Source organism: Novosphingobium humi (assembly GCF_028607105.1).
GTDB lineage: Bacteria > Pseudomonadota > Alphaproteobacteria > Sphingomonadales > Sphingomonadaceae > Novosphingobium > Novosphingobium humi.
Genome location: NZ_CP117417.1, coordinates 1,609,766 through 1,634,353 on the forward strand (window position 1 = coordinate 1,609,766; position 24,588 = coordinate 1,634,353).

The 24,588-nt window shown below is 63.6% G+C and carries 22 protein-coding genes; 12 read left to right on the forward strand and 10 right to left on the reverse strand.

Annotated features, from left to right (window positions below):
• Nucleotides 1-13: 13 nt before the first annotated feature.
• Together PQ457_RS07545 and PQ457_RS07550 are read left to right on the forward strand one after the other, a co-directional pair.
• Nucleotides 14-646: a hypothetical protein gene (locus PQ457_RS07545; protein ID WP_273619108.1), complete on the forward strand. Its 633-nt coding sequence runs from the start codon at nt 14-16 to the stop codon at nt 644-646.
• Nucleotides 647-679: 33 nt separating this feature from the next.
• Nucleotides 680-1,219: an EF-hand domain-containing protein gene (locus tag PQ457_RS07550; RefSeq protein WP_273619109.1), complete on the forward strand. Its 540-nt coding sequence runs from the start codon at nt 680-682 to the stop codon at nt 1,217-1,219.
• On the opposite strand, the gene trmFO is transcribed toward PQ457_RS07550, so the two are convergent.
• The 3 genes from trmFO to gyrA form a co-directional block, all read right to left on the reverse strand.
• Nucleotides 1,216-2,574, reverse strand: coding sequence for a methylenetetrahydrofolate--tRNA-(uracil(54)-C(5))-methyltransferase (FADH(2)-oxidizing) TrmFO (trmFO, locus tag PQ457_RS07555; RefSeq protein WP_273619110.1), 1,359 nt, complete (start codon nt 2,572-2,574; stop codon nt 1,216-1,218). The two genes, PQ457_RS07550 and trmFO, sit on opposite strands and share 4 nt — an antisense overlap.
• Before the next feature lie 276 nt (nt 2,575-2,850).
• Complete coding sequence (locus tag PQ457_RS07560) at nt 2,851-3,198, reverse strand: DUF952 domain-containing protein (protein WP_273619111.1); 348 nt, start codon at nt 3,196-3,198, stop codon at nt 2,851-2,853.
• Nucleotides 3,195-5,927, reverse strand: a complete 2,733-nt coding sequence (gene gyrA, locus PQ457_RS07565; protein WP_273619112.1) for a DNA gyrase subunit A — start codon at nt 5,925-5,927, stop codon at nt 3,195-3,197. Before gyrA ends, PQ457_RS07560 begins: the two co-directional genes overlap by 4 nt.
• A gap of 292 nt (nt 5,928-6,219) precedes the next feature.
• Between gyrA and PQ457_RS07570 the strand changes: the two genes are divergently transcribed.
• A complete protein-coding gene (locus PQ457_RS07570; RefSeq protein WP_273619113.1) occupies nt 6,220-7,476 on the forward strand; it encodes a tetratricopeptide repeat protein in 1,257 nt (418 codons plus the stop codon).
• 72 nt (nt 7,477-7,548) lie between these two features.
• Here the strand turns inward: PQ457_RS07570 and PQ457_RS07575 are convergent, their stop codons facing one another.
• Nucleotides 7,549-8,214, reverse strand: coding sequence for a carbonic anhydrase (locus PQ457_RS07575; RefSeq protein ID WP_273619114.1), 666 nt, complete (start codon nt 8,212-8,214; stop codon nt 7,549-7,551).
• Nucleotides 8,215-8,357: 143 nt separating this feature from the next.
• On the opposite strand from PQ457_RS07575, the gene lipA reads away from it, so the two are divergent.
• A complete protein-coding gene (lipA, locus tag PQ457_RS07580; protein ID WP_273619115.1) occupies nt 8,358-9,317 on the forward strand; it encodes a lipoyl synthase in 960 nt (319 codons plus the stop codon).
• Nucleotides 9,318-9,324: 7 nt separating this feature from the next.
• A complete protein-coding gene (locus tag PQ457_RS07585; RefSeq protein WP_273619116.1) occupies nt 9,325-9,765 on the forward strand; it encodes a type II toxin-antitoxin system RatA family toxin in 441 nt (146 codons plus the stop codon).
• Between the two features lie 3 nt (nt 9,766-9,768).
• Here PQ457_RS07585 and PQ457_RS07590 read toward each other — a convergent pair whose 3' ends face one another.
• The 3 genes from PQ457_RS07590 to PQ457_RS07600 are packed head-to-tail and all read right to left on the reverse strand — an operon-like array spanning nt 9,769 to nt 11,974.
• Nucleotides 9,769-10,296 (reverse strand): CinA family protein, encoded by a 528-nt coding sequence (locus PQ457_RS07590; RefSeq protein ID WP_273619117.1) that lies wholly within the window; start codon nt 10,294-10,296, stop codon nt 9,769-9,771.
• The gene (locus PQ457_RS07595; RefSeq protein ID WP_273619118.1) at nt 10,293-10,823 is read right to left on the reverse strand and encodes a hypothetical protein; all 531 of its coding nucleotides are present in this window, start codon (nt 10,821-10,823) and stop codon (nt 10,293-10,295) included. Before PQ457_RS07595 ends, PQ457_RS07590 begins: the two co-directional genes overlap by 4 nt.
• A complete protein-coding gene (locus PQ457_RS07600) occupies nt 10,823-11,974 on the reverse strand; it encodes a bifunctional 2-C-methyl-D-erythritol 4-phosphate cytidylyltransferase/2-C-methyl-D-erythritol 2,4-cyclodiphosphate synthase (protein WP_273619119.1) in 1,152 nt (383 codons plus the stop codon). The genes PQ457_RS07595 and PQ457_RS07600 overlap by 1 nt, the downstream gene beginning before the upstream one ends.
• Nucleotides 11,975-12,060: 86 nt before the next feature.
• Between PQ457_RS07600 and dusB the strand changes: the two genes are divergently transcribed.
• From dusB to hflX, 7 genes are all read left to right on the forward strand, one after another.
• On the forward strand, nt 12,061-13,074 hold the full coding sequence (gene dusB / locus PQ457_RS07605; RefSeq protein WP_273619120.1) for a tRNA dihydrouridine synthase DusB: 1,014 nt from the start codon (nt 12,061-12,063) through the stop codon (nt 13,072-13,074).
• Entirely contained in the window at nt 13,074-14,237 is a 1,164-nt protein-coding gene (locus tag PQ457_RS07610; RefSeq protein ID WP_273619121.1) for a two-component system sensor histidine kinase NtrB, read from the forward strand. The genes dusB and PQ457_RS07610 overlap by 1 nt, the downstream gene beginning before the upstream one ends.
• Entirely contained in the window at nt 14,234-15,649 is a 1,416-nt protein-coding gene (locus PQ457_RS07615; RefSeq protein ID WP_273619122.1) for a sigma-54-dependent transcriptional regulator, read from the forward strand. The genes PQ457_RS07610 and PQ457_RS07615 overlap by 4 nt, the downstream gene beginning before the upstream one ends.
• Nucleotides 15,650-15,724: 75 nt before the next feature.
• Nucleotides 15,725-17,995: a sensor histidine kinase gene (locus PQ457_RS07620; protein ID WP_273619123.1), complete on the forward strand. Its 2,271-nt coding sequence runs from the start codon at nt 15,725-15,727 to the stop codon at nt 17,993-17,995.
• A gap of 25 nt (nt 17,996-18,020) precedes the next feature.
• Nucleotides 18,021-19,406, forward strand: a complete 1,386-nt coding sequence (gene ntrX / locus PQ457_RS07625) for a nitrogen assimilation response regulator NtrX (RefSeq protein ID WP_273619124.1) — start codon at nt 18,021-18,023, stop codon at nt 19,404-19,406.
• A gap of 136 nt (nt 19,407-19,542) precedes the next feature.
• Nucleotides 19,543-20,142 (forward strand): RNA chaperone Hfq, encoded by a 600-nt coding sequence (hfq, locus tag PQ457_RS07630; RefSeq protein WP_273619125.1) that lies wholly within the window; start codon nt 19,543-19,545, stop codon nt 20,140-20,142.
• Nucleotides 20,142-21,467: a GTPase HflX gene (gene hflX / locus PQ457_RS07635; protein WP_475728178.1), complete on the forward strand. Its 1,326-nt coding sequence runs from the start codon at nt 20,142-20,144 to the stop codon at nt 21,465-21,467. Before hfq ends, hflX begins: the two co-directional genes overlap by 1 nt.
• Before the next feature lie 74 nt (nt 21,468-21,541).
• Here hflX and mazG read toward each other — a convergent pair whose 3' ends face one another.
• The 3 genes from mazG to PQ457_RS07650 form a co-directional block, all read right to left on the reverse strand.
• Nucleotides 21,542-22,321 (reverse strand): nucleoside triphosphate pyrophosphohydrolase, encoded by a 780-nt coding sequence (gene mazG / locus PQ457_RS07640; RefSeq protein WP_273619126.1) that lies wholly within the window; start codon nt 22,319-22,321, stop codon nt 21,542-21,544.
• Nucleotides 22,322-22,408: 87 nt separating this feature from the next.
• The gene (locus PQ457_RS07645) at nt 22,409-23,692 is read right to left on the reverse strand and encodes an MFS transporter (RefSeq protein ID WP_273619269.1); all 1,284 of its coding nucleotides are present in this window, start codon (nt 23,690-23,692) and stop codon (nt 22,409-22,411) included.
• 33 nt (nt 23,693-23,725) lie between these two features.
• Nucleotides 23,726-24,517 (reverse strand): 2-keto-4-pentenoate hydratase, encoded by a 792-nt coding sequence (locus PQ457_RS07650; protein ID WP_273619127.1) that lies wholly within the window; start codon nt 24,515-24,517, stop codon nt 23,726-23,728.
• Nucleotides 24,518-24,588 lie beyond the last annotated feature (71 nt).

Here is a 24,588-nt window from a genome sequence, read left to right on the forward strand (position 1 = left end):
TAAAGGCCCGCCAATGTCTCAGGATCTTCTCGATAGTTTGCCCGCGCCTTGGCGCCTTGCGGTGGCCTATGCGCCGATGCCTACGCGCGATCGTTGGTTGACCATGCTGGCGCTGGACGTGCGTCTGGCGAGCGTGGTGCGCGGCGCGCGCGAACCGATTCTGGCCCAGATGAGGCTGGCATGGTGGCGCGACCGCTTGCGCGATTCGGCGGACAAATGGCCGCGTGGCGAGCCTTTGCTGGCCGCTCTCGCCTGCTGGGATGGCGGGCATGGCGCGCTGCTGGGGCTGGTCGATGGCTGGGAAGCCCTGCTGGGCGAGGCGCCCTTGCCGGTCGAGGCGTTTGAGAGCTGGATCGCGGGGCGGGTTGCCGCCTGCGCCGCGCTGGATGATCGGGCGGGCGAGGGGGCGGAAAGCATGGCGCGCGGATGGGCGCTGGGCGATCTGGCGGCCCATCTGGGCGATGCGCAGGAGCAGGCCGCAGTTGCCGATATGATCGAGGCGCATGGCTGGCGCGGGCGACGGTTGCCGCGCGCGATGCGCCCGCTGGTGATTCTGCACGGGCTGGCCGCGCGGACCAAAGGACGTCAGGGCGCGGAAAACATTTCTCTTTTTACGCTTTTGCGGCTTGGCATGCTGGGGGTCTAAGCTACTCTGCCTGTAAATGCGGAAGGGGGTTCAATGGGGCGGTTGGTAATCGGGGCGATCTCGGCGCTGGTTCTGGTGGGCGCGGGGTTTTTCTGGTGGCAGGGGCGGGCCAGTCTGGAACGCGCTGCGCCTTTGCCGGTTGTGTCCGGCCCGCCGGGCGACGGGGCCATCGAACTGCCCGACGCCGATCCGCATGGGCGCGGCCCGGCCTTGCCCAATGCGGCCAAGAAGGTGATGTCCAAGGAGGACAGGCGCTTCAACCGCTATGACCGCAACCGCGATGGTTCGATCAATCGCAACGAGATGCTCTCAACCCGCGTGAAGGCATTCCAAAAGCTGGACGTCAACCACGACAATCTGCTCAGCTTTGAGGAATGGGCGGTCAAGACCTCTAACCGTTTCAAGGAGATTGACCGCAATGGCGATGGTATTCTCAGCCGCGCGGAACTGAATGCCTATTACGCGGCGCAGGACGCGAAAAAGGCCGAACGCGATAAGGCCAAAGCCGATTGCGCCTGCGGCAAGGCGGGCCCGAAAACCCGCCCTGCGCCCGATGATGATGACCCAGATTAAGCGGTGATCCGCGCCACCCAAGGCGCCAGATCGCCCTTGGCACGCTCGGTATAGACCAGTTTGCGCGCGGGCTTCTTGATCTTCTTTTCCGTCACGATGGGCGGAAACAGGCCGAAATTGATGTTCATCGGCTGATAGGTGTCGGCTTCTGCGTCGCCCGTAATATGGGCCAGCAGCGCGCCAAGCGCCGTGGTGCGCGGCGGTTCGGCCCAGTCTCGTCCGCTCAGTTCACAGGCGGTCATGACGCCCGCCAAAAGCCCCACGCTGGCGCTTTCGACATAGCCTTCGCAGCCCGTGATCTGTCCGGCAAAGCGGATATGGGGGGCCGATTTCAGCCGCAATTGCCGGTCCAGCAATGTGGGCGAATTGAGGAAAGTGTTGCGGTGCAAACCGCCCAGCCGCGCAAATTCGGCATTTTCCAGCCCCGGAATCATGCGGAAGACGCGAGTCTGCTCGGCATATTTCAGCTTGGTCTGAAAACCGACCATGTTGAACAGCGTACCCAGCTTGTTATCCTGCCGCAACTGCACCACGGCATAGGGCCAGCGGCCCGTGCGCGGATCGTCCAGCCCCACCGGCTTCATCGGGCCAAAGCGTAATGTGTCCTCGCCGCGTTCGGCCATGACCTCAATGGGCATGCAGCCGTCGAAATAGGGGGTGTTGGCCTCCCATTCCTTGAACACGGTCTTTTCGCCGCTCAGCAATTCCTCGCGGAAGGCCAGATACTCGGCCTTGTTCATCGGGCAATTGATGTAATCCTTGCCGTCCGACCCCAGCGCGATGGATGCCTCGGCGCCCTTGTCCCAGCGCGCGGCGCGCCAGGCGATGTCCATATTGACCGTTTCGGCATAGACGATCGGGGCGATGGCGTCGAAAAAGGCGAGGCTGTCCGCGCCCGTTGCCGCGCCGATCTTTTCGGCCAAAGATGCCGCCGTCAAAGGCCCGGTGGCCACAATTGTCAGGCCCGCATCGGGCAGCGTGTCAATCCGCTCGCGCGTCAGTGTCAGATTGGGCAGCGCCGTCAATTCGGCCTCGATCGTGTCGCTGAACACATCGCGGTCCACGGCCAGAGCGGACCCGGCCGGAACGCGCGCCTTGTCCGCCGCGCGCATGATGAGGCTGTCGAGCGCGCGCATTTCGTAATGCAGCAGGCCCACGGCGTTGGCGGTGTCATCATCGCTGCGCAACGAGTTCGAGCAGACCAGTTCGGCCAGCCCGTCGCCCTGATGGGCCGGGCTGCGCTCTCCGGTTCCGCGCATTTCCGAAAGGCGAACCTTGAAACCGCGCTTGCCCAATTGCCATGCCGCCTCGGTTCCCGCCAGGCCGCCGCCGATGATGTGTACGTCATATGTCATGGGGTCGCGCTTTAGCTATTGTGGGGGAGGGGGGCAAGGTTGGGGAAGGAAGGGGCCTCCGGCGGGCAAAGGGTCTCGTCCCTTTGCAATCCCATTTGGGGGCAGCGGATGGTTGGCGATGCTGTGATGGAATGAATTAAAGCCTGCGGCGCGGATGGTTCAGCCCAATCCGCGCAGCAGGCTTTCGCATTTTGTTTCTCAAACGCAACGCCGATATCATGGCGCAACGCAGACAGTCATGGGAGCGCGAGGGTCTAGACCCTCGCATCTAAACCCTTATGCCGCAGGCAAAACCACCGAACCATCGCCCGCGCGCACCAAAGCCCCATGCGCCACCACAGCGGTCAGCGGCAAATCCGCGTAAACATGCGGAAACAGCGCCCCGCCGCGCGATACTTCCCATTTCACCGCATCGCCCAGCGCCGCCAGATCGACCGTGGCGATAAACAGATCGCCCATACCGGCGAAATGCTTGTCGATGGTTTGCGCCAACTGCGGCTCGGCCGAGAGGTGGATATAGCCATCGGCCAGATCCACCGGCGCGCCCTTGAATACGCCATCGGCAAGGAACTGCGCCATTTGCGGCGCGGTCAGCACTTTATGGGCAACAGGCGGCAGGCTCATTCGCCCGCCGTCCCTTCGCCCGCCTGACCTTCAGGTGCCGCTTCCTCGACGCTTTCATCCTCGGCTTCGCTCTCGGCCAGACGCACCGCCGAAACGACATGCTCATTATCGGCCACGTTGAACAGGCGCACGCCCGCCGACCCGCGCCCGATCACGCGCAGCGACGAGAGCGGCAGGCGGATCATCTTGGCCTGATCAGTCACCAGCATCAGCTGATCGGCCTGAACGGCGGGGAAGCTGGCGACGACTTCGCCATTGCGGGCGATATTGTCGATATTGGTGATGCCCTGACCACCGCGCCCGGTCCGGCGATATTCATAGGCCGAGGACAGTTTGCCATAGCCATTGGTGCAGACCGTGAGGATGAATTCCTCGCGCGCGGCCAGTTCGGCCATGCGTTCGGCCGAGATCGAGGGCTCGCCTTCCTTCTCACCCTTCCACGGTGCGAATTTCAGGTAATCCTCGCGTTCCTCGCTGCTGGTGCCCACGCGGTGCAGGATCGAGAGCGAGATCACCTCGTCATCGCCCTTGAGCAACATGCCGCGCACGCCGGTCGAGGTGCGGCTGGTGAATTCGCGCACTTCATCGGCGGCAAAGCGGATCGCCTTGCCCTGACGGCTTGCCAGCAGAACGTCGTCATCCTGCGAGAGCAGCGCCACGCCGATCAGGCGGTCATCATCGCCTTCTTCAAAGCGCATGGCGAATTTGCCGTTGGACGGGATATTGGCAAAGGCATCCATGCTGTTGCGGCGGATATTGCCCTTTGCCGTGGCAAACACCACCGAGAGCGCGCCCCAATCGGCCTCATCCTCAGGCAGCGGCAGCACGGTGGCGATCGTTTCGCCCTGATCCAGTGCGGGCAGCATGTTGACGATGGGGCGGCCGCGCGTGGCCGGGCCGCCTTCGGGCAGCTTGTAGACCTTGAGGCGATAGACCTTGCCGGCGGTAGAGAAGAACAGCACCGGATTATGGGTGGTGGTGACGAACATCGTCCCCACGGCGTCCTCTTCCTTGGTGGCCATGCCCGCGCGGCCCTTGCCGCCACGCGCCTGGGCGCGGAACGTGCTCAAAGGCGTGCGCTTGATATAGCCGTCCATCGTCACGGTCACGACCATGTCGTCGCGCTCGATCAGGTCTTCATCGTCAATGCCATCGGCGGCGGCGGTGATTTCCGACACGCGCGGCGTGGCAAAGGCGGCGCGCACCTCGATCAGTTCCTGACGGATCACGCCATAGAGCTTGGCCCGGTCGGCCAGAATCGAGAGATATTCGGCAATTGCCTTGGCCAGCTCTTCCAACTCGTCGCCGATTTCATCGCGGCCCAGAGCGGTCAAACGGTGCAGACGCAGGTCGAGGATGGCCTTCACCTGCGTTTCGCTCAGGCGATAGGTGGGGGCAGACAGTTCATCGCTGCCCTCCTCAATCGCCTCGACCAGACGGATATAGGAGGCGATTTCGCCCATCGGCCATTCGCGGGCCAGCAAGGCCGCACGCGCCGCGCCCGGATTGGGCGAGCCGCGGATGATGCGCACCACCTCGTCCAGATTGGTGACGGCGATCACCAGACCCAGCAAGATATGCGCCCGGTCGCGCGCCTTGTTCAATTCAAACTTGGTGCGGCGGGTAATCACTTCTTCGCGGAAGGCGATGAAGGAGGTGAGGATGTCCTTCAGCCCCAGCACTTCCGGACGCCCGCCACGGATGGCCAGCATGTTCGCCGGGAAGCTGGACTGCGCGGGCGTGTTGCGCCAGATCTGGTTGAGCACCACCTCGGGCGTGGCATCGCGCTTGAGGTCCACGACGACGCGCACGCCTTCGCGGTTCGATTCGTCGCGGATGTCGGAAATGCCCTCGATGCGCTTGTCCTTGGCCGCCTCGGCGATCTTTTCGACAAGGCCCGATTTGCCCACCTGATAGGGGATCGAGGTCAGCACGATCGAGCGGCGATCATTGCGTCCCGTTTCGATCACATGGCGCGCACGCATGATGATGCTGCCGCGCCCGGTGTTATAGGCGTTGCGCGCGCCGCCCTGACCAAGGATCAACGGAGCGGTCGGAAAGTCCGGCCCCGGAATGATCTTCATCAGTTCGTCGGTGGTGATCGCGGGATTGTCGATCGTGGCCAAGGCGCCGTCGATCACTTCGCCAAGGTTGTGCGGCGGGATGTTGGTGGCCATGCCGACCGCGATGCCGCCCGCGCCATTGACCAGCAGGTTGGGGAAGCGCGCGGGCAGGGCCTGCGGTTCGCTCTCCGACCCGTCATAGTTGTCGACGAAATCGACCGTGTTCTTGTCGATATCGGCCAGCAGGCTGTCGGCCACCTTGGCCAGACGCGCTTCGGTATAGCGCATCGAGGCTGGCGGATCGGGGTCCATGGAGCCGAAGTTGCCCTGACCATCGATCAGCGGCAGGCGCATCGACCAGTCCTGCGTCATGCGCGCCAGCGCGTCATAGATCGCTGCGTCGCCATGCGGGTGATATTTACCCATGGCGTCGCCCACGATACGGGCCGATTTGCGATAGGCCTTGGCGTGGGTAAAGCCGTTCTCGTGGCAGGTCCACAGGATGCGGCGATGCACAGGCTTCAAACCATCGCGCACATCGGGCAGCGCACGCGCCACGATCACGCTCATCGCGTAATCGAGGTAGCTGGTCTTCATCTCGTCGACGATATCGACGCGGGTAAATTCGCCCATGGGGCTGGCGGACAAGGTGGTTTCGTCGCTCACGCGCGTGTTTTCATTCTTCGATTGTTGTGGGACTGGCCCGGATTGCATGTCTCTAGGCCATGGCGTCGCCTATGGCCAGCGATTGCGTCGCCCAGTGGGCCGGATCGAATGCGTTTTCCACAATCGGGGCGCTCTTGCGTCTCTGCCATGCGCACAAAGTCGTAGTTCAATCGTGGTTCACACGCGACAGCCCATTAAGGCTATAGTTGCATTGACGCGGATTTGCCTTAACAAGCGCAACGTTGAGTTTGGGGCGGCACGCTCGTGCCATGCCAAGAGGAGATAGATTGCAATGAAGCTTTCCCTTTCGCGCTTTGCTGTGGCCGTGGCGCTGGCTTTGCCTGTTGCGGGCGCTGGCGTGATGGTGGCGACCCCCGCCATGGCGGCTCCGGCCGGTCCCGACCTTTCCAAGCCGTTTCTGGCCGTGGGCGTGCCGTTCCAGACCGCTCTGGAAAAGGTCAAGAAGGCGCCCAGCCCCGAAGGCATTGCCGATCTGCGCGCGCAGTATGAAAAGGTTCTGGCCGCCGCGACCAAGCCCGATGACAAGTTCACCGCGGGCAACTGGGGCATCCAGCTTGGCAGCCTGGCCAAGGACGATGCGCTTCAGGGCAAGGGCATCCAGCTGATGGTCGACAGCGGCAAGACCCCGCCCGACCTGCTGCCCAAGCTGCACTTTGCGCTGGCCCAGATGGCGCTTCAGGCCAAGGACAATGCGGGCGCCCGCAAGAACCTTGATGCCTCGATCGCGGCGGGCAACAAGGAAGCCGAGCCGCATGTGTGGCTGGCCGAAATCAATTTCGAGGAAAAGCAGACCAAGGCCGGTTTTGATGAGTTGAACAAGGCCATTGAGATCGCCGGATCGGCGGCGCCGGAAAACTGGTATCGTCGCGGTCTGGGCTTTGCCTATGAAGCGCGCGATTACGCGCAGGCGGTGAATTTCTCGACCAAGCTGGTCAAGGCCTATCCCGTCACCAAGAGCTGGTCGGCCGCGATTGCCGTACTGCGCGATCTGGGTCAGCTGCCCTCGCAGGACACGATTGACCTGATGCGCCTGATGGCGCGCACCAACAGCTGGGCCGAAGAGCGCGACTATGGCGAGTTCGTGCAGGCCGCTGACGCCCGCCGCAACCCGGCCGAAGTGAAGGCCGTGATCGAGGCCGGCGTGGCCGCAGGCAAGGTGGATGCGTCCAAGACCTTCTATGCCGAAGCGCTCAAGACCGCGACCACCCGCATCGGTCCGGACAAGGCCTCGCTGCCCGGTTTTGAAAAGGATGCGCGCGCCGCCAATGCGACCGTGGGCACCGTGACGGGCGCGGGCGACGCGTTCCTGTCCTATGGCGAATCGGCCAAGGCGATGGATCTCTACAAGATCGCCCTGACCAAGCCGGGCGTGGACAAGCCGGTCGTGCTGACCCGCCTGGGCATCGCGCAGGTGGACGCGGGCGATTATGCCGGCGCACAGGCTTCTTTCGCGCAGGTCGAAGGGCCGCGCAAGCCGATGGCCGAACTCTGGTCGCTCTATGCGGCGCAGAAGGCTGCGGGCAAGTAAGGCCAAAGCCTTTCAACCCACAAAAAAGGGGGCGACGGGAAACCGCCGCCCCCTTTGCATTGGGCCGGGGTCTTATTCGACCGGCGCGAATTTGCCGCTGGCCTCATCCAGCAGATGCAGCACGCCGTCCGAAATGGCGAAGAAGGCGCCGCGCAGGCGGAGGTTGCCCTTGGCCTCCTTTTGCGCCACGCAGGGAAAGCTGCGCAGGTTCTCGAGGCTGACCTTGACGCCCGCCTGCTCCATGGCGCGTTCGGCGGGACGGCCGGTGGTGCCGTGCTCATGCGCGACCGAATCGCGCGCCTCGTCCAGCAGCGAGATCCAGTTGGCGACAAAGCCGCCCTGACCCGGTTCGGCGCCATGCAGTTCCTGCGTCAGCGCCGCCTTGCAGCCGCCGCACATGCCGTGGCCCATGACGATGATCTCGCGGACCTTCAACACCTGGACCGCGAATTCCAGCGCCGCCGAAACGCCGTGATGGCCCGGCGTGGTTTCAAACGGCGGGACCAGCGCGGCCACATTGCGCACGACAAAGATCTCGCCCGGATCGACATCAAAGATCTGCGAAGGATCGACCCGGCTGTCGGAACAGGCGATCACCATGACTTCGGGTTGCTGCCCTTCGCGCAAAGCGCTCCAGCGTTCGCGGTGCGGGTTCCAGCCGGATTCGCGAAAACGGTGATACCCTGCGATAAGACGGTCAAGCGGCGGGGTGGCGGGGGCGTTACCCGTATCTGACATCTCGTTCTCCTGACGATGGAGGGCATCGGGGATTCGGCCCGTCATGCCCGTGGCTGCCGATTGCCCCGAAGCCTGTCCGAAGGCCAGCAGAAACTCAAACTTAACTCTGGAAAGAGCGGCATCATGCGCCTATCTGCCGGGTCATGAACGACCTCTCCACGCCTCTGTCGCCCGATTCCAATGCCACGGTTCAGCGCAAGCCGGACTGGATTCGCGTTAAAGCCCCTGTCAGCCGCGAATATGGCGCCACGCGCGACCTGATGCGCGGGCTTGGGCTGAACACGGTGTGTGAAGAGGCGGCTTGCCCGAATATCGGCGAATGCTGGACGAAAAAGCATGCCACGGTGATGATCCTTGGCGATGTCTGCACGCGGGCCTGCGCCTTCTGCAATGTCAAGACCGGCATGCCGCGCAAGGTGGATGTGAACGAGCCCGCTCATGTGGCCGAGGCCGCCGCCAAGCTGGGGCTGGAGCATATCGTGATCACCTCGGTCGACCGCGACGATCTGCCCGATGGCGGCGCGGGCCAGTTCGTCAAGGTCATCAACGAATTGCGGCGCACCACGCCCAATACGACGATCGAGATCCTGACCCCCGATTTCCGCAACAAGATGCGCCCGGCGATCGAGGCCATCGTGGCCGCAGGGCCGGACGTGTATAACCACAATCTGGAAACCGTGCCCCGGCTCTATCCCACCATCCGCCCCGGCGCGCGCTATTACGCCTCGCTGCGTCTGCTTGAAGAGGTCAAGGCCCATAATCCGCTGATCTTCACCAAGAGCGGGATCATGCTGGGCCTTGGCGAGCAGCGGCTGGAGGTCCATCAGGTGATGGACGACATGCGCAGCGCCCAGATCGACTTCCTGACCATGGGCCAATATCTGCGCCCGACGCCCAAGCATGCCGAGGTCAAGGAATTTGTGACGCCCGCCGCTTTCAACGCCTATGGCGCGATTGCGCGGGCCAAGGGCTTCCTTCAGGTTGCGGCCAGCCCGCTCACCCGCTCGTCCTATCATGCGGGCAAGGATTTTGCCGAAATGCGCGCCGCGCGTGAGGCCAAGCTCGCCAAGGCGGCTCAGGCAAAAGTTGGCGCCAAGGGCTGATACGTCAATGCCGAGTATTCATGAGACGCGCCGCCTGCCCTATTCGGCCAAGCAGATGTTCGATCTGGTGGCCGATGTGGGCCGCTATGGTGAATTTCTGCCCTGGGTGGTGGCCACCCGCGTGAAAAGCAATGACGGCCACGAAATGGTGGCCGACATGCTGGTGGGCTTCAAAATGCTGCGGGAAAAATTCACCAGCCGCGTGGTGTTCGACGCCCCGCGCGAATTGACCGTGCATTACCTCGACGGGCCGATGCGCGATCTGGACAACAACTGGAAATTCCGTGACGTCGACGGCGGTTGCGAGCTGGAGTTCGATGTCAGCTTCACCTTCCGCAACCCGCTGTTTGAAAGCCTTGCCGGGCAATATTTCGACAAGGCGTTCCGGAAGATGGTGGCCGCTTTTGAAGAGCGCGCGGCCAAGCTCTACGGTGGTGAACCGGCCTGAGGATCACGCCTCCTCGGCGGGAGCCTCCATTTTCGGCAGGAGCAGTTCGAGCGCGACCTTGACCGCCTCGGCGCGGATTTCGCTGCGGCTGGTGGGGGCAAAGAAACGCTCCTCGGCCAACACTTCCTCACTGTTGCGCTCGGCCTTGGCAAAGACCACAAGACCCACCGGCTTTTGCGCCGTGCCGCCATCAGGTCCGGCAATGCCGCTGATCGCCACGGCCACATCGGCGTCCGAATTTTTCAGCGCGCCCTGCGCCATCGCCCATGCGCAGGCGCAGGAAACCGCCCCGAACGTGTCGATAATGTCGGGCGAAACGCAGAGCAGTTTCTGCTTGGCCGCATTGGAATAGGTAACAAAACCGCTTTCCACCACCGCCGAGGAACCGGCGATCTCGGTGAGCGCGGCCGACACAAGGCCCCCCGTGCAGCTTTCCGCCAGCACGACCTTGCGGCCCAGCGCGCGGTTTTCCGCGATCACCTGTGCGGCCATTTCCATAATGTCGGGAGCGAAGAAGGATGCTTGAGTCATTGTGTGCAAATCACAATTTTGCCAAGGCGCGCCTGTCCGGCGCGCGACCCGAGGCCGATGGCAAGGCCGATGGCCTCAGCCGTGCTTTCAGGCGGCAGGGGGGAGAGGATCGCCAGCAGCCGGTCCAATTCCGAACAGCGGGCGATGGGGAGTTTTTCGGCGACCATGCCGGTCACCATGGTTTCCACGATCTGCTGTTGCTGCGGATCGGGCAATTGGCCCAAAAGGGCGGAAATATCGGTGGGCGCGCTCGCGCTCAACTTGTTGATAGCGGCCTTGGCGCCGGGCCAGAGCGCGGGCTTGGCGGCGGCATAGCGCTCGATCATGCCCCGCGCGGGGCCGCGCAGAAACGCGCCATCGGGCAGGGAGGGGCCGCAGCGCTGGGCCACCCCGGCAATCGTGCCGGGCAGGGCAAAGCCCACCAGCGAGGAAAATTCGGCGGGCGACAAACAAGGCTCGGCGGCGCGCGCCATGCCGGGAGCGATCACCAACAGAGCCGAAGCCGTCAGGGCAAGGAGCCGCGCCATCAGGCCAGCAACAGCGTTGCCGCCGCCTGCGCCGCAATGCCTTCGCCGCGCCCGGTAAAGCCCAGCTTTTCGGTGGTGGTGGCCTTGACGCTGACCAGACCCATATCGACACCCATGATCGCGGCCAGACGGGCGCGCATGGCCTCGCGGTGAGGGCCGATCTTGGGCGCTTCGCAGATGATGGTTACATCGACATGGCCGATGGCATAGCCCGCTTCGCCCGCCAGTTTCACCGCATGGGCCAGAAAACGGTCCGAGGCCGCACCCTTCCACTGGGGATCGCTGGGCGGAAAATGCTGGCCGATATCGCCGCGCGCGCAGGCGCCAAGGATCGCATCGACCAGCGCATGGATCGCCACATCGGCGTCGCTATGGCCGCTAAGGCCTTGATGATGGTCGATCCTGACCCCGCAGAGCCACAATTCCTCGCCATCCTCCAGCCGATGGACATCATAGCCCGTGCCCACCCGCACCGGAGGCAGCGTGGGCGCAAAATCGCCGGCATAGGTCAGCTTGTGCAAGGCTTCATCTCCATCAACCAGAGCGATGCCCAGACCATAGGCCTGAGCAACCTGCGCATCGTCCCCTGCATTGGTTGGGCCGTCCCACGCGCGATGCGCGGCCAGAATATCGGCAAAGCGAAAGCTCTGCGGCGTCTGGACCCGGCGCAAGGCCTCGCGGCGGGCTGGCGCCCCCATCAGATTGTCCGAGGCATTACACAAGCTGTCCACGACAGGCAGAACCGGAATTGCGCCGGGTTGAGCCTCAAGCGCCTTTTCCAGCCTTTCGACCACCGCCAGCGGCAGGATCGGACGCGCCGCATCATGGATATGCACGATTGCAGGCGCATCTGGTGCCAGAGCCTCCAGCCCCGCACGCACTGAATCCTGCCGCGAGGCGCCGCCCGTGATCAGCCGCACCGGCAGGCCATCCAGCGCCGCCGAGGCCACATCATGGGCACCATCGGGGATGACAACCACAATCGGCGCCACGCCCGCCGCCATCAGGCGCTCGACTGAATGGCGCACCACCGGCTTGCCGCGCCACGGCGCGAATTGCTTGGGCATGGGCTGGCCGGCGCGCAGGCCTGCGCCCGCGGCCACAACGATGGCGGCCTTAAGGGTATCTGCTTGAGTCGTGGCGCTGCTCATGGATCGCGCCGGTAATCCCTTGCTGTGCGCCGCGCAATCCTTTATGCGCTGCCCACTTTTTAGGCACGCCCCATAGCAGAACATCCATGACAGACACTCCGATCCCCCCCACCTTGAAGCCGATCCATATCGGCCCTGTCCAGATCGATTGCCCGGTCGTGCTGGCGCCGATGACGGCTGTCACCGATCTGCCGTTTCGGCGGATTGTGCGGCGCTATGGTTCCGGGCTGAATGTGACCGAGATGATCGCATCGCCCGCCGCCATCCGCGAAACACGCCAGTCGATCCAGAAGGCCGCGTGGGACCCGATGGAGGAGCCGGTCTCGATGCAATTGGTGGGCTGTGAACCCGATCAGATGGCCGAGGCGGCCAAGATCGCAGCCGACAAGGGCGCCTCGATCATCGACATCAATATGGGCTGTCCGGTGAAGAAGGTGGTCAATGGCGATGCCGGTTCGGCGCTGATGCGCGTGCCCGATCTGGCCGCGCGGTTGATCGAGGCCTGCGTCAAGGCGGTGGATGTGCCCGTGACGGTCAAGATGCGGATGGGTTGGTGTCATGACAGTCTCAACGCCCCCGAACTGGCCCGCACTGCGCAGGATCTGGGCGCGAAGATGATTACCGTCCATGGCCGCACCCGCAATCAGATGTATAAGGGCAGCGCCGACTGGGCCTTTGTCCGCCGGGTAAAAGAGGCTGTCGATATTCCTGTCATCGTCAACGGCGACATCTGCACGATCGAGGATGTGGCCGCCGCCGTCGAGCAGTCGGGCGCCGATGGCGTGATGATCGGGCGCGGATCGTATGGGCGGCCTTGGCTGCTGGGCCAGATGATGCATTGGCTGGCAACGGGCGAGCGTCTGGACGAGCCTTCGCTGGCCGAGAAATATGGCGTTATTCTCGAACATTATGAGGATATGCTCAGCCATTATGACATCAAGACCGGCGTCAACATGTTCCGCAAGCATATCGGCTGGTATACGCATGGCCTGCATGGATCGGCGGCGTTTCGCAACAAGGCCAATTTCATGGACGATCCGCGCGATGTGAAGGCCGCGCTCCACGAATTCTTCACGCCGCTGCTGCAAGACGCGGCCTGATGGCGCCCGACCAGGACGATGCCATTCATCCCGCGCCCGACGCGCGGCGGATGTTGCTCAGCCTGCCTCAGGCGGTGATCCTGCTGGCGCCGGGGCAGAAGATTTCGATGGCCAATCCGGCTGCCGAACAGTTTCTGGGCCAGAGCCAGCGCCGTCTTTTGGGACGCTCGCTGGTCGATGTGGTGGCGCTGGATGATGAACGCCTGATGCAGCGCGTTTATGAAAGCGATGCGCCGATCACCGCGCGACAGGTCGATGCCCATGTGCTGGGGCAGGGCAGCCGCCGGGTCGACATTGCGACTACCCCGGTGATGGATGCGCCGGGCTGGATGATGGTCACGCTGGGCGACAGCGCCACGGTCGAGCCTTTGGGCCAGTCGATGCCGGGCGATGGCGACGGGCGGCTGCGCGGGCCGGAGGTGCTGGCCCATGAGATCAAGAACCCGCTGGCGGGCATTCGCGGGGCGGCGCAATTGCTGGCGCGCAAGGTGGAGGGCAGCGACCGCGCGCTCACCATGCTGATCGCCGACGAAGTGGACCGCATCGCCAAGCTGATCGACCAGATGCAGACGCTCTCGCGCCGCACCGCCGATCCGGTCGAGCCGTGCAACCTGCATGAAACCATCCGCCGCGCCAGCACCATTCTGGCCGCCGCGGGCGGGGCCAAGGAAGAAGGCAGGACGCGGATCGAGGAAGAATTCGACCCCTCGCTGCCCCCCGTTCTGGGCAGCGCGCACGGGCTGGTGCAGGTGCTTATCAACCTGCTCTCCAATGCGCGCGAGGCGACGCAGGGCGTGGAAAATTCGCGTATCATCGTGCGCACCCGCTTCGTTTCGGGTCTGCAACTGCATGCCACCGATCGCGGCAAGGCGGTGCGTCTGCCCATCGAGGTGCGCGTCTCGGACAATGGCCCCGGCGTCGATCCCTCGGTGCGCGACCAGATTTTCGAGCCTTTCGTCACCAGCAAAAAGACCGGGCAGGGGCTGGGTCTGGCGCTGGTGCGCAAATTGATGCGCGACATGAACGGGCGCATCACCCATGACCGCGACGAGGCGGGGGGCTGGACCCATTTCCGCCTGCATCTGCCGATGGCATCGTCGGGCGGATCGGGCCGAACCCGGCGCAAATCGGCGCCAGACGCGCTTAACGGACAGGATCTATGAGCATTTTGCTGGTTGAGGACGATGAGTCCATTGCCATCGTCATCACCGCCGCGCTGGAGGCCGAGGGCTTTTCGGTGGTGCGCTGCGATTCCATTGTCGAGCGTGACCGCCTGTTGGCCACCCAGGACTTTTCCGCGCTCGTCACCGACGTGATGCTGACCGATGGCGATGGGATCGAGACGCTGGGCCGGGTGCGCGAGATACATCCCGATCTGCCGGTGATCGTGCTCTCGGCGCAGAACACGCTGGATACGGCGGTGCGCGCGTCGGACACCGGGGCGTTTGAATATTTCCCCAAGCCATTCGACATTGACGAACTGGTGCGCACCGTGCGTCAGGCCGCCGGCTCGCAGGGATCATCGCTGAGCGGGGGCGTGGACGAGGGGCCGGGGCAGGGCTTGCCGCTGGTCGGGCGTTCGGCTTCAATGCAGGCGGTGTACCGGATGATCACGCGCGTGTTGCGCAATGATCTGACCGTGCTGATTTTGGGCGAGAGCGGGACGGGCAAGGAACTGGTGGCCGAGGCCATCCACCAGTTGGGCCACCGGCAGAAGGGGCCTTTCGTGGCGGTCAATACGGCGGCCATTCCCGCCGATCTGATCGAGAGCGAATTGTTCGGCCATGAAAAGGGCGCCTTCACCGGGGCGGTGGCCCGCCATATCGGCAAGTTTGAGCAGGCGGCGGGCGGCACTTTGTTCCTCGACGAAATCGGGGATATGCCGATGCAGGCCCAGACCCGCCTGCTGCGCGCGCTGCAATCGGGCAGCATTCGCCGCGTGGGCGGGCGCGACGAGGTGAGCATCGACACGCGCATCGTGGCGGCCACCAACAAGGATCTGGAGCCGATGATCGCGGCGGGGCAATTCCGCGAGGATCTCTATTACCGGCTGAACGTCGTGCCGATCCACCTGCCGCCTTTGCGCGAAAGGGCGGATGATATTGCGGCGCTGGCGCGGCATTTCCTCGCGCTGGCGGCCACGGAGGGCCTGCCCCGGCGGCGTCTGGCGCCCGAGGCCGAGGCGATGCTGATGCGACAGCCATGGCGGGGCAATGTGCGCGAGCTTCGCAATTTCATCTATCGTCTGGCGCTGCTGGCGCGCGAGGATGTGATTGATGCTGCTGCGCTGGAGCCGATGCTGGCCTCCGCCGCGCGGGCCGAGGAGCAGGTGGAAACGCCGCTCGATCTGAACGGGGCGGTCGAACGCTGGCTGGTCGAGCATAATCCGCCCTCCGGCACGGTTTATGACGCGGCGCTGGCGGCGTTTGAAAGGCCGTTGTTCAACCGCATTCTGGCCGCAACCGGGGGCAACCAATTGCGGGCGGCGCAAATGCTGGGGATCAACCGCAACACCTTGCGCAAACGCCTGGGCGAACTGGCGATAGACCCCGATTCCTTCCTGCGGCGGCCCTAGGGCGGGTACGACCTTGGGGGTAATGCGTCGTTTCCTCTTGCATTCTTGCCACAGGGGCGTTGTAATACTGCCACGATGGCGAACGATGATGTGAGTGACGGCAAGGCAAGACCGAGACGATGGCCCCGCTGGTGGCGGCGGACGCTGGTCTATGCGCGGCGCGCCAATCTCGAGCCTTATGTCTGGGGCATCTCGATCTTCGGCTTTCTGGCGGCCAGCCTTTCGGCATGGCTGGCGGTGTCGGATCAGGCGGAAAAGGGGCAACTGCTCTCGGGCGGGATGACCGCTTCGCTGCTGGTGGGCATGCTCCTGCCCGCGATGGCGATCCTCGTACTGATCGGGCGGTGGATTGCGGTGCGGCGCGGGGCCAGCATTCCGGGAGGCAAGGGACGGCTGCATACGCAACTGGTGTTCCTCTTCTCGCTGATCGCGGCGGTGCCGACGCTGCTGGTGGTGATCTTTGCCTCGTGGCTCTTCCAGTCGGGCGTGGAATTCTGGTTTTCCGACAATTCGCGCGGGCTTTTGGAAAACGCCAATAAGCTGGCCCGCGGCTATTACGAACAGACCCAGCGCGATGTCTCGAACGAGGCCATCGCGATGACCAGCGACCTGCGCTATATCCTGAGCCAGACGAGCATCGTCAGCCTCGATTTCCAGCGGGCCCTGTCCTATCAGGTGCTGCAACGCGGGCTGGACGAGGTGGCAATCCTGCAAAAGGGTCCCGATGGGCGGATGATCACCGTGGCGATTGTCGACCCTGCGCGCGATGACGCGCGGGTCCAGATTTCGCCTGAGGACCGCCGCCGGGTGGATGGCGGCGAGGCGATCGTGGTCAATGCCAAGGCGGATCGCATCGAGGCGGTGACCGCGATTGATCAGCGGACCGGGCTTTACCTCTATGCCGCGCGCACTTCCGACCTTCTAGCGATCAGCCAAGGCAAACGCGCCGACAATATTGTGAAAGCCTATCAGGTGCTGACGCAAAGGGCGCGGTTGCTGCAATTGCGGTTTAATATTGCCCTGTTTGTCATATCGCTTGTGCTGGTGGGCCTGTCGGTGGTCTTTGCCCTGCGCTTTGCCGACAGACAGGTGCAGCCGCTCTATGACCTTGTGGCTGCGGCCCAGCGGGTGGGTGCGGGCAATTATGAAATCCGCATCGCCGGGCGCAGCGGGGCCGAGGAAATCAGCCTGCTCAACCGCGCATTCAACCGCATGACCGAGCAGATCGAGCGCCAGACCGCCGCGCTGGTTCGCGCCAATCAGCAGATCGACGAGCGTCGCGCGCTGATGGAGGCGGTGCTGGAATCGGTGACGGCGGGGGTGATCTCGCTTGATGCGGGCGGGGCGGTGCGGCTGATGAATTCCTCGGCGCAAAAGCTGCTCTTGGGCCGCAGCGACGGCGCGCCCGTGGGGCAGGCGCTGGCCGAGATTTCGCCGCCGATTGCGGGCATGGTCGATGAAGGCAAGCGCGAGGGCGTGGTCCAGCATGGCGTGTCCTCCGAACGCGGGGGCGATCTGCGCACGCTGGCGGTCAAGGTGACGGCCAATACTACCCCATCGGGCGAGGCGCAGGGCGGCCATGTCATCACCTTCGAGGACATCACCCGGCAATTGCTGGACCAGCGTCAGGCGGCATGGTCGGACGTGGCGCGGCGCATCGCGCATGAAATCAAGAACCCGCTGACCCCGATCCAATTGGCCACCGAGCGCCTTTCGCGCCGTTATCGCAAGCAGATCAGCGACAATCCCGAATTGTTCGAGGAACTGACCGCGACGATCATTCGTCAGGTGGGCGACCTGCGCAAGATGGTGGACGAATTCTCCTCCTTTGCCCGCATTCCAAAACCGGTGTTCCGTTCCGAGGACCCGGTCGATCTGGCGCGGCAATCGCTGTTCCTGCAGGAGGTTGCGCGCTCCGACATCGATTTTTCCATCGATGCGCCGTCCGATATCGGCCTCATCGGTTGCGACAGGCATCAGTTTGGTCAGGCGATGACCAATGTGCTGAAAAACGCCACCGAGGCGGTCGAGGCCAAGCAGAAACAGGCGGGCGAGGACTATCGCGGCGCGATCCGGCTGAGCCTGATCGACGAGGGCGAGAGCATCGTGGCGGTGGTGGCCGATAATGGCATCGGATTGCCGCAGGACCGCGAACGTATCGTCGAACCCTATGTCACCACCCGCGAAAAGGGCACGGGGCTGGGCTTGGCCATTGTGAAGAAGATTGTCGAGGAACACGGCGGCGACATGAATTTCGCCAGCGCCGAGGGCGGTGGCTCCGTCGTCTCCCTGCGTTTTGCCCGCGACCCTTTGAGCGCGGGCAAGGTGATGGAGCCGGGGGAATGAGCCGAATGAAAAGAGGAAGAGCCTGATGGCTGTCGATATCCTGATCGTTGATGATGAAAAGGACATCCGCGAACTGGTGGCGGGTGTGCTGTCGGACGAGGGCTATGAATGCCGCACGGCGGGCGACAGCCGCGCCGCGCTGGACGAGGTGGACCGGCGCCGGCCCTCGCTGGTGCTGCTCGATGTGTGGCTGCATGGCAGCCCGATGGACGGGCTTGAGGTGCTGGACGCGATCAAGGCGCGTGAGCCGGACCTGCCGGTCATCATCTTTTCGGGCCATGGCAATATCGACACGGCGGTGGCCGCGATCGGGCGCGGGGCGATGGATTTCATCGAAAAGCCCTTTGAAACCGAGCGCCTGCTGCATCTGGTCGAACGCGCCACGGAAACGGAGCGGTTGCGGCGGGAAAATGCGCGGCTGAAACTGGATACGGCGCAAGGGACGGAGTTTCACGGTTCATCCAGCGCAATCAACCATGTACGCGCCACACTTAAACGTGTTGCCAATACCGGCAGCCGCCTGCTGATCTCCGGCCCCTCGGGCGTTGGCAAGGAAGTGGCGGCGCGTCTGCTCCATTCGTGGAGCGGGCGGGCGGAAAAGCCTTTCGTCAGCGTCAATTCGGCCCGGATCACACCTGAACGCTTCGAAGAGGAGCTGTTTGGCGAAGAGGCCAATGGCAAGCTGGTGCGCGCAGGTCTGCTCGAACTGGCCGATGGGGGCACGCTTTATCTGGACGAGGTGGGCGATATGCCGCTGTCGACCCAGGCGCGCATCCTGCGGGTTCTGACCGAGCAGGCCTTTGTCCGCGTGGGCGGCAATCGCCAGATCCGCGTCGATGTGCGCGTCGTGTCCTCGACCAGCCGCAATCTGGAAAAGGAAATCATCGACAAGACTTTCCGCGAGGATCTGTTCTATCGTTTGAACGTGGTGCCGGTGGCGGTGCCGCCTTTGGCCGAGCGGCGCGAGGATATTCCCGTGCTGGTCCAGCATTTCTTTGCCCGCTATGCCAATGATCAGGGCATGCCGCCGCCCGATATCAGCATCGAGGCGATGGCCGCGATGCAGGCCTATGAATGGCCGGGCAATGTGCGCCAGTTGCGCAATGTGGTCGAGCGCACGGTGATTCTGGCCCCGCGTGAAAGACTGGGGCGGATCGAGGTCGATATGCTGCCTGCGGAAATCAACAGCGGGCGTCTGGCCGGAGATTCCGGCATGTCCTCGCTGATGGGGGTACCTCTGCGCGAGGCGCGGGAAAACTTTGAACGGGAATATCTGCGGGTCCAGATCCGGCGCTTTTCCGGCAATATTTCAAAGACCGCCGCCTTTATCGGCATGGAGCGTTCGGCGCTGCACCGCAAGCTCAAGCTGCTGGGCATGGGCGACAAGCGGGATGATGACGAGGAAGAGTGAATACGTCTTTCGCAATTTCGGCATTTACGCTGCAACTGCGAGAGGCTAGACATGGGGCTCAATCGGCCAGAGGTGCAGAATCACCTTTGGCCAGAATGCGGACCGTAGAAACGGCCGCCAACAATAGGAGCAAACCATGTCGACTGGCCGCACGCTTTCCGCCCGCCCGCGTTCCAAGCCGGAAGAGCCCGCGCTTGAAGAGGGCGCCGAAGCCGTCGCCGCAGCCCCCGTTCCCGCACCGTCGGGCAAGGGCAGCCAGAATTTGCAGGACCAGTTCCTGAACTATCTGCGCAAGAACAAGACCCCCGTCACCATGTTCCTTGTCAAGGGTGTGAAGCTGCAGGGTATTGTCACCTGGTTCGACAATTTCTCGATCCTGTTGCGCCGCGATGGTCAGTCGCAGCTGGTCTATAAGCACGCCGTTTCCACCATCATGCCCAGCCAGCCCATCGACACGCGCCTGTTCCCGCAGGGCGGCGATGCGTCGAAGAAGGCCCGCCTGCTGCAGGATGTGTTCCTTTCCTCGATCCGCTCGTCCAGCGTGCAGGTCACGATGTTCCTGGTGAACGGCGTGATGCTTCAGGGGCGCGTGGCGGCCTATGACCTGTTCTGCATGATGCTGGAACGCGAAGGCTATGTGCAGCTTGCCTACAAGCATGCGGTTTCGACAATCCAGCCGCTCGGCCCGGTCGATCTGACCGGCGAGTGGGACGGTGAAGAAGGTTCGGACGCCTGATTTTCGGAGAGGAAGCCGAGGGCGAGGTTACAAGGGGCGCACGCGCCCTGATCGTCTGCCCCGAGATTCGGGGGCGCCCCAGCGCCTCCGATACCGAGTCGCGCGTCGAAGAGGCGAAAGGTCTGGCGCTGGCCATCGGGCTGGTGATTGCCGAGGCCTTCCCTATCGCCATTCGCGAACCACGCCCCGGCACGCTGTTCGGCGAAGGCCAGATCACCAACATCATCACTCAATGCAATTTGCATGAGGCCGAACTCGTCATCGTCGATGGCGCGCTCTCGGCGGTGCAGCAGCGCAACCTTGAGGACAAGCTCAAGCGCAAGGTGATCGACCGGACCGGCCTGATCCTCGAAATCTTTGGCGAGCGCGCGGCGACCGCCGAAGGGCGTTTGCAGGTCGAACTGGCGCATCTGGATTACCAGCAGGGCCGGTTGGTCCGCAGCTGGACTCACCTTGAACGCCAGCGGGGAGGCTTTGGCTTCCTCGGCGGTCCGGGCGAAACGCAGATCGAGGCCGACCGCCGCATGATCCGCGACCGTATGGCCCGCATCCGCCGCGAGCTGGAGCAGGTGCGCCGCACCCGCGGCCTGCACCGCGACCGGCGCGAAAAGGCACCCTGGCCGGTGCTGGCCCTGGTGGGCTATACCAATGCGGGCAAATCGACGCTGTTCAACCGGCTGACCGGGGCGGCGGTGATGGCGCAGGATCTGCTCTTCGCCACGCTGGACCCCACGATGCGCGCGATCCGCTTGCCCGGCATCGAAAAGGCGATCATGTCGGACACGGTGGGCTTCATTTCCGACCTGCCGACGCAATTGGTCGCCGCTTTCCGCGCCACGCTGGAAGAGGTGACGGCGGCCGATATTGTCATCCATGTGCGCGATATCGCCAATCCCGATACGGCGGCGCAAAAGGAACAGGTGCTGTCCGTCCTCGAAGACCTCGGCCTGCTGGAGGAAGGCACGCGTGCGCCTTCTGTGCCGATGATCGAGGTGTGGAACAAGTGGGACCTGCTGAGCGCCGAGCAGGCCGCGCATCTCTGGCATGCCGCGCGCGAGGCGGCCCATGACGACGAAGTGGTGGTCCCGCTATCGGCCGTGACGGGCGAGGGTTGCGAGGAATTGCTCGAAACCGCCAACCGGCTGCTGACCGGGGACGCGCGCGAGCATCGCTTTACCATTCCCGTCCATGATGGCGCGCGCATTGCCTGGCTCTATGCCCATGGCGAGGTGCTCTCCGATGAGGAGGCCGGAGGGGATGAACCGGCGCGGGTTATGTCCGTGAAGCTGACGCCTAAGGAATTTGGGCGGTTTGTGAGGTTGTGAAGGTTTAAGTGTGCCTCCGGGATTGCAAAGGGACTTGTCCCTTTGCAATCCCGGTAATGGAGTGGCGCAAGGGGTTAGACCCTCGCCTTTTCCCCCTTCTTGACCTCCTGCCACAAGCCTTCCTGTTCATCGAGTGAGAGCGCGGCAAAATTCACGCCTCGCTCTCCGGCAATCGCTTCCATCCCTTTGAACCGGCGTTCAAACTTGGCATTGGCCGCGCGCAGGGCTTCCTCGGGCGCTATGCCATAGGCGCGCACCAGATTGACAGCGGCAAAGAGAAAATCCCCCGCCTCGGCCACGCGTTCTTCCGCCGTCTGCGCTTCGGCCAGTTCCTCAATCTCTTCGACCACCTTGGCAACCGGCCCCGACACATCCGGCCAGTCAAAGCCGACCCGCGCCGCGCGCTTTTGGAGCTTTTCCGCCCGCATCAGCGCGGGCAGGGCCAGCGCCACGCCATCCAGAGCGCTCGAAGCGCCCTTTTCCGCGCGCTCCTGTTCCTTCAGCTTTTCCCAGCGGACCTCGCGCGACTGGCCTTCATCCGCCGCATCGCCAAACACATGCGGGTGGCGGGCCTCCATCTTGTCGCTGATCGCATCGGCCACATCGTCAAAGGCGAAGTGACCGGCCTCCTGCGCCATACGACTGTGGAACACCACCTGCAGCAGCAGATCGCCCAGTTCCTCGCGCAATCCGGCCATATCGCCGCGCTCGATGGCATCGGCCACCTCATAGGCCTCCTCGATCGTATAGGGCGCGATGGTGGCAAAGGTCTGCGCCACATCCCATTCACAGCCCCGCTCGGGATCGCGCAGCCGCGCCATGATGTTCAACAGCCGGGACAGGGAAGCGGTCATAAGCAACTCACAAAAAATGGACCGGGAAAGCTTTAGGCAGCCTTCCCGGTCCAGACAATCCATGAGCAATCATGGGGGAGGATTTCGCTATTCCACCGTGGCAGGCGCCAGACGGGGGCTGAGAATATGAACCACGGCCAGAGCGACCAGATAGGCGCTGGCGCAGATGGCAAAGAGCAATTCATAGCTGTGCGTGGCATCAAGAATATAGCCGGTGAACAACGCCATCCCCATGCCGCCCAGCGCGCCCATCGTACCGCCGATGCCCACCACGCTGCCCACCGCCGCGCGTGGGAACAGGTCGGAGGGCAGCGTGTACACATTGGCTGAGAACGCCTGATGCGCGGCCGTGGCAAGGCCGATCACCAGCACCGCGCCCCACACGCTGTCGATGCCTTGCGCGAAATAGATCGGCAGCACACAGAAGGCGCAGATCAGCATGGCCAGTTTGCGCGCCACATTCACCGAATAGCCGCGCTTGAGCATGAAGGAGGAGAGCCAGCCCCCGGCCACACTGCCCAGATCCGAAATGATGTAGATCGCGGCCAGCGGCAGGCCAAAGCTTTTGAGATCAAGATGATAGCGGTCGAACAGATAGCCCGGCAGCCAGAACAGGAAAAACCACCACACAGGGTCGATCAAAAACTTGGCCAGCGCATAGACCCATGTCTCGCGCAACGTGATCAGGCGAGCCCAGCCGATCTTTTCGGTGGTGTCGGCCGGGTCCTGCTCAATCCACGCCAGTTCGCCCGGCGTGATTTTGGTCTCCTCGCGCGGGTGGCGATAAAGCGCCCACCAGGCCACCAGCCACGCAACGCCGAAAACGCCCGTGATGAAAAAGGCCGAACGCCACCCGAACCACAGCACCAGAGCAGGCACCAGAAGCGGCGTGATGATAGCCCCCACATTCGCGCCCGCATTGAACAGGCCGATGGCAAAGGCGCGCTCACGCTGGGGGAACCAGTCGGTCACCGCCTTGATACCGGCGGGGAAATTGCCCGATTCGCCCACGCCCAGCCCGAAACGGGCGGCGGCAAAACTGGCCACTCCGGTGGCGAAGCCATGCGCCATGTGGCCCACCGTCCAGATCACGATGGCCACGCCATAGCCCAGCCGCGCGCCCAGCACATCGACGATCCGGCCAAACGAGATATAGCCGATCGCATAGGCCATCTGGAACCAGAAGACGATGGTGGCGAAATCGCTCTCCTGCCAGCCAAGCTCTTGCTGGAGCGTAGGTTTGAGCACACCGATCATCTGGCGGTCGATATAGTTCACGGCCGTTGCCGCAAACAGCAGCCCGCACACGACCCAGCGCCGCCGTCCGGCCTTGGGGTCCAGTTCAGGCAGGACTTTATTCTGGCCTGTCATCATCCATTCTCCAATTGCGCTTCTTGTGGCGCGTTAACGGGGCTGGGCCTGGGTCAGAGTGCAGGACACTTGCCCCAGATCGCCGAAACTGGCGCTCACGCTTTGGCCGACCAGCGCCTGATGGACGCCGGTGACCGCGCCCGACGAGACCCACAGCCCGCCCGACACATCAATCCCGCGCTCCATCAGATTGGCCAGCAAAAAGCGCACCGCGCCATAGGGGCCGTCGAGCATGGTGGCGGCGGTGGCTTCGCCTACCACGGCGCCGTCGATGCGCGTGGCGATGGAAATCGCACATAGATCAAGGTCAGCCCACCCGGCCACCGGCGCGCCCAGCACAAGGCCCGCATTGTTGCCGTAATCGGAGACGGTCACGCAGGGACCGTCAGCATTGATGCCCGGATAGGGCGAACTGGCGATTTCGATGCCGATGCGCACCTCGTCGATGATCGCCTTGGTGGCGGCGTCATCGGCGGGGACGGGGCCGGCAAAACCGGGCGCGACATGGAGCAGCCATTCGGCTTCGCCCGCGACGAAACCATCGGCAAAGACCGGCATGGCCGCGCCGTCATCGGCCACTGCATCGGCAAAGATCGGTCCGGCAAGGCGGTTCGCCCCCAGTTGCGCATCCAGTGGCGCGTTGATCCGGCCCACTTTCCATCCGACCACCGCACGCCCGTCGATCGCAATCGCGACGTCCTGAATGCGATAGGCATCGGCCAGCGTGGCGGGCGCGGGGCCGGGATAGGTGGCCATGCCTTGGCCAGAGCGGCGGGCCGCAACAAAGGCCTGAGCGATGGCCTGATCGGTTTCTTGAGTGTGCATCCTGATCCCATAATCCTTTGGGTGAATTTAGTAATGGAAACCGGTGTCAATAGCAATCGGCCGCAAGGCAA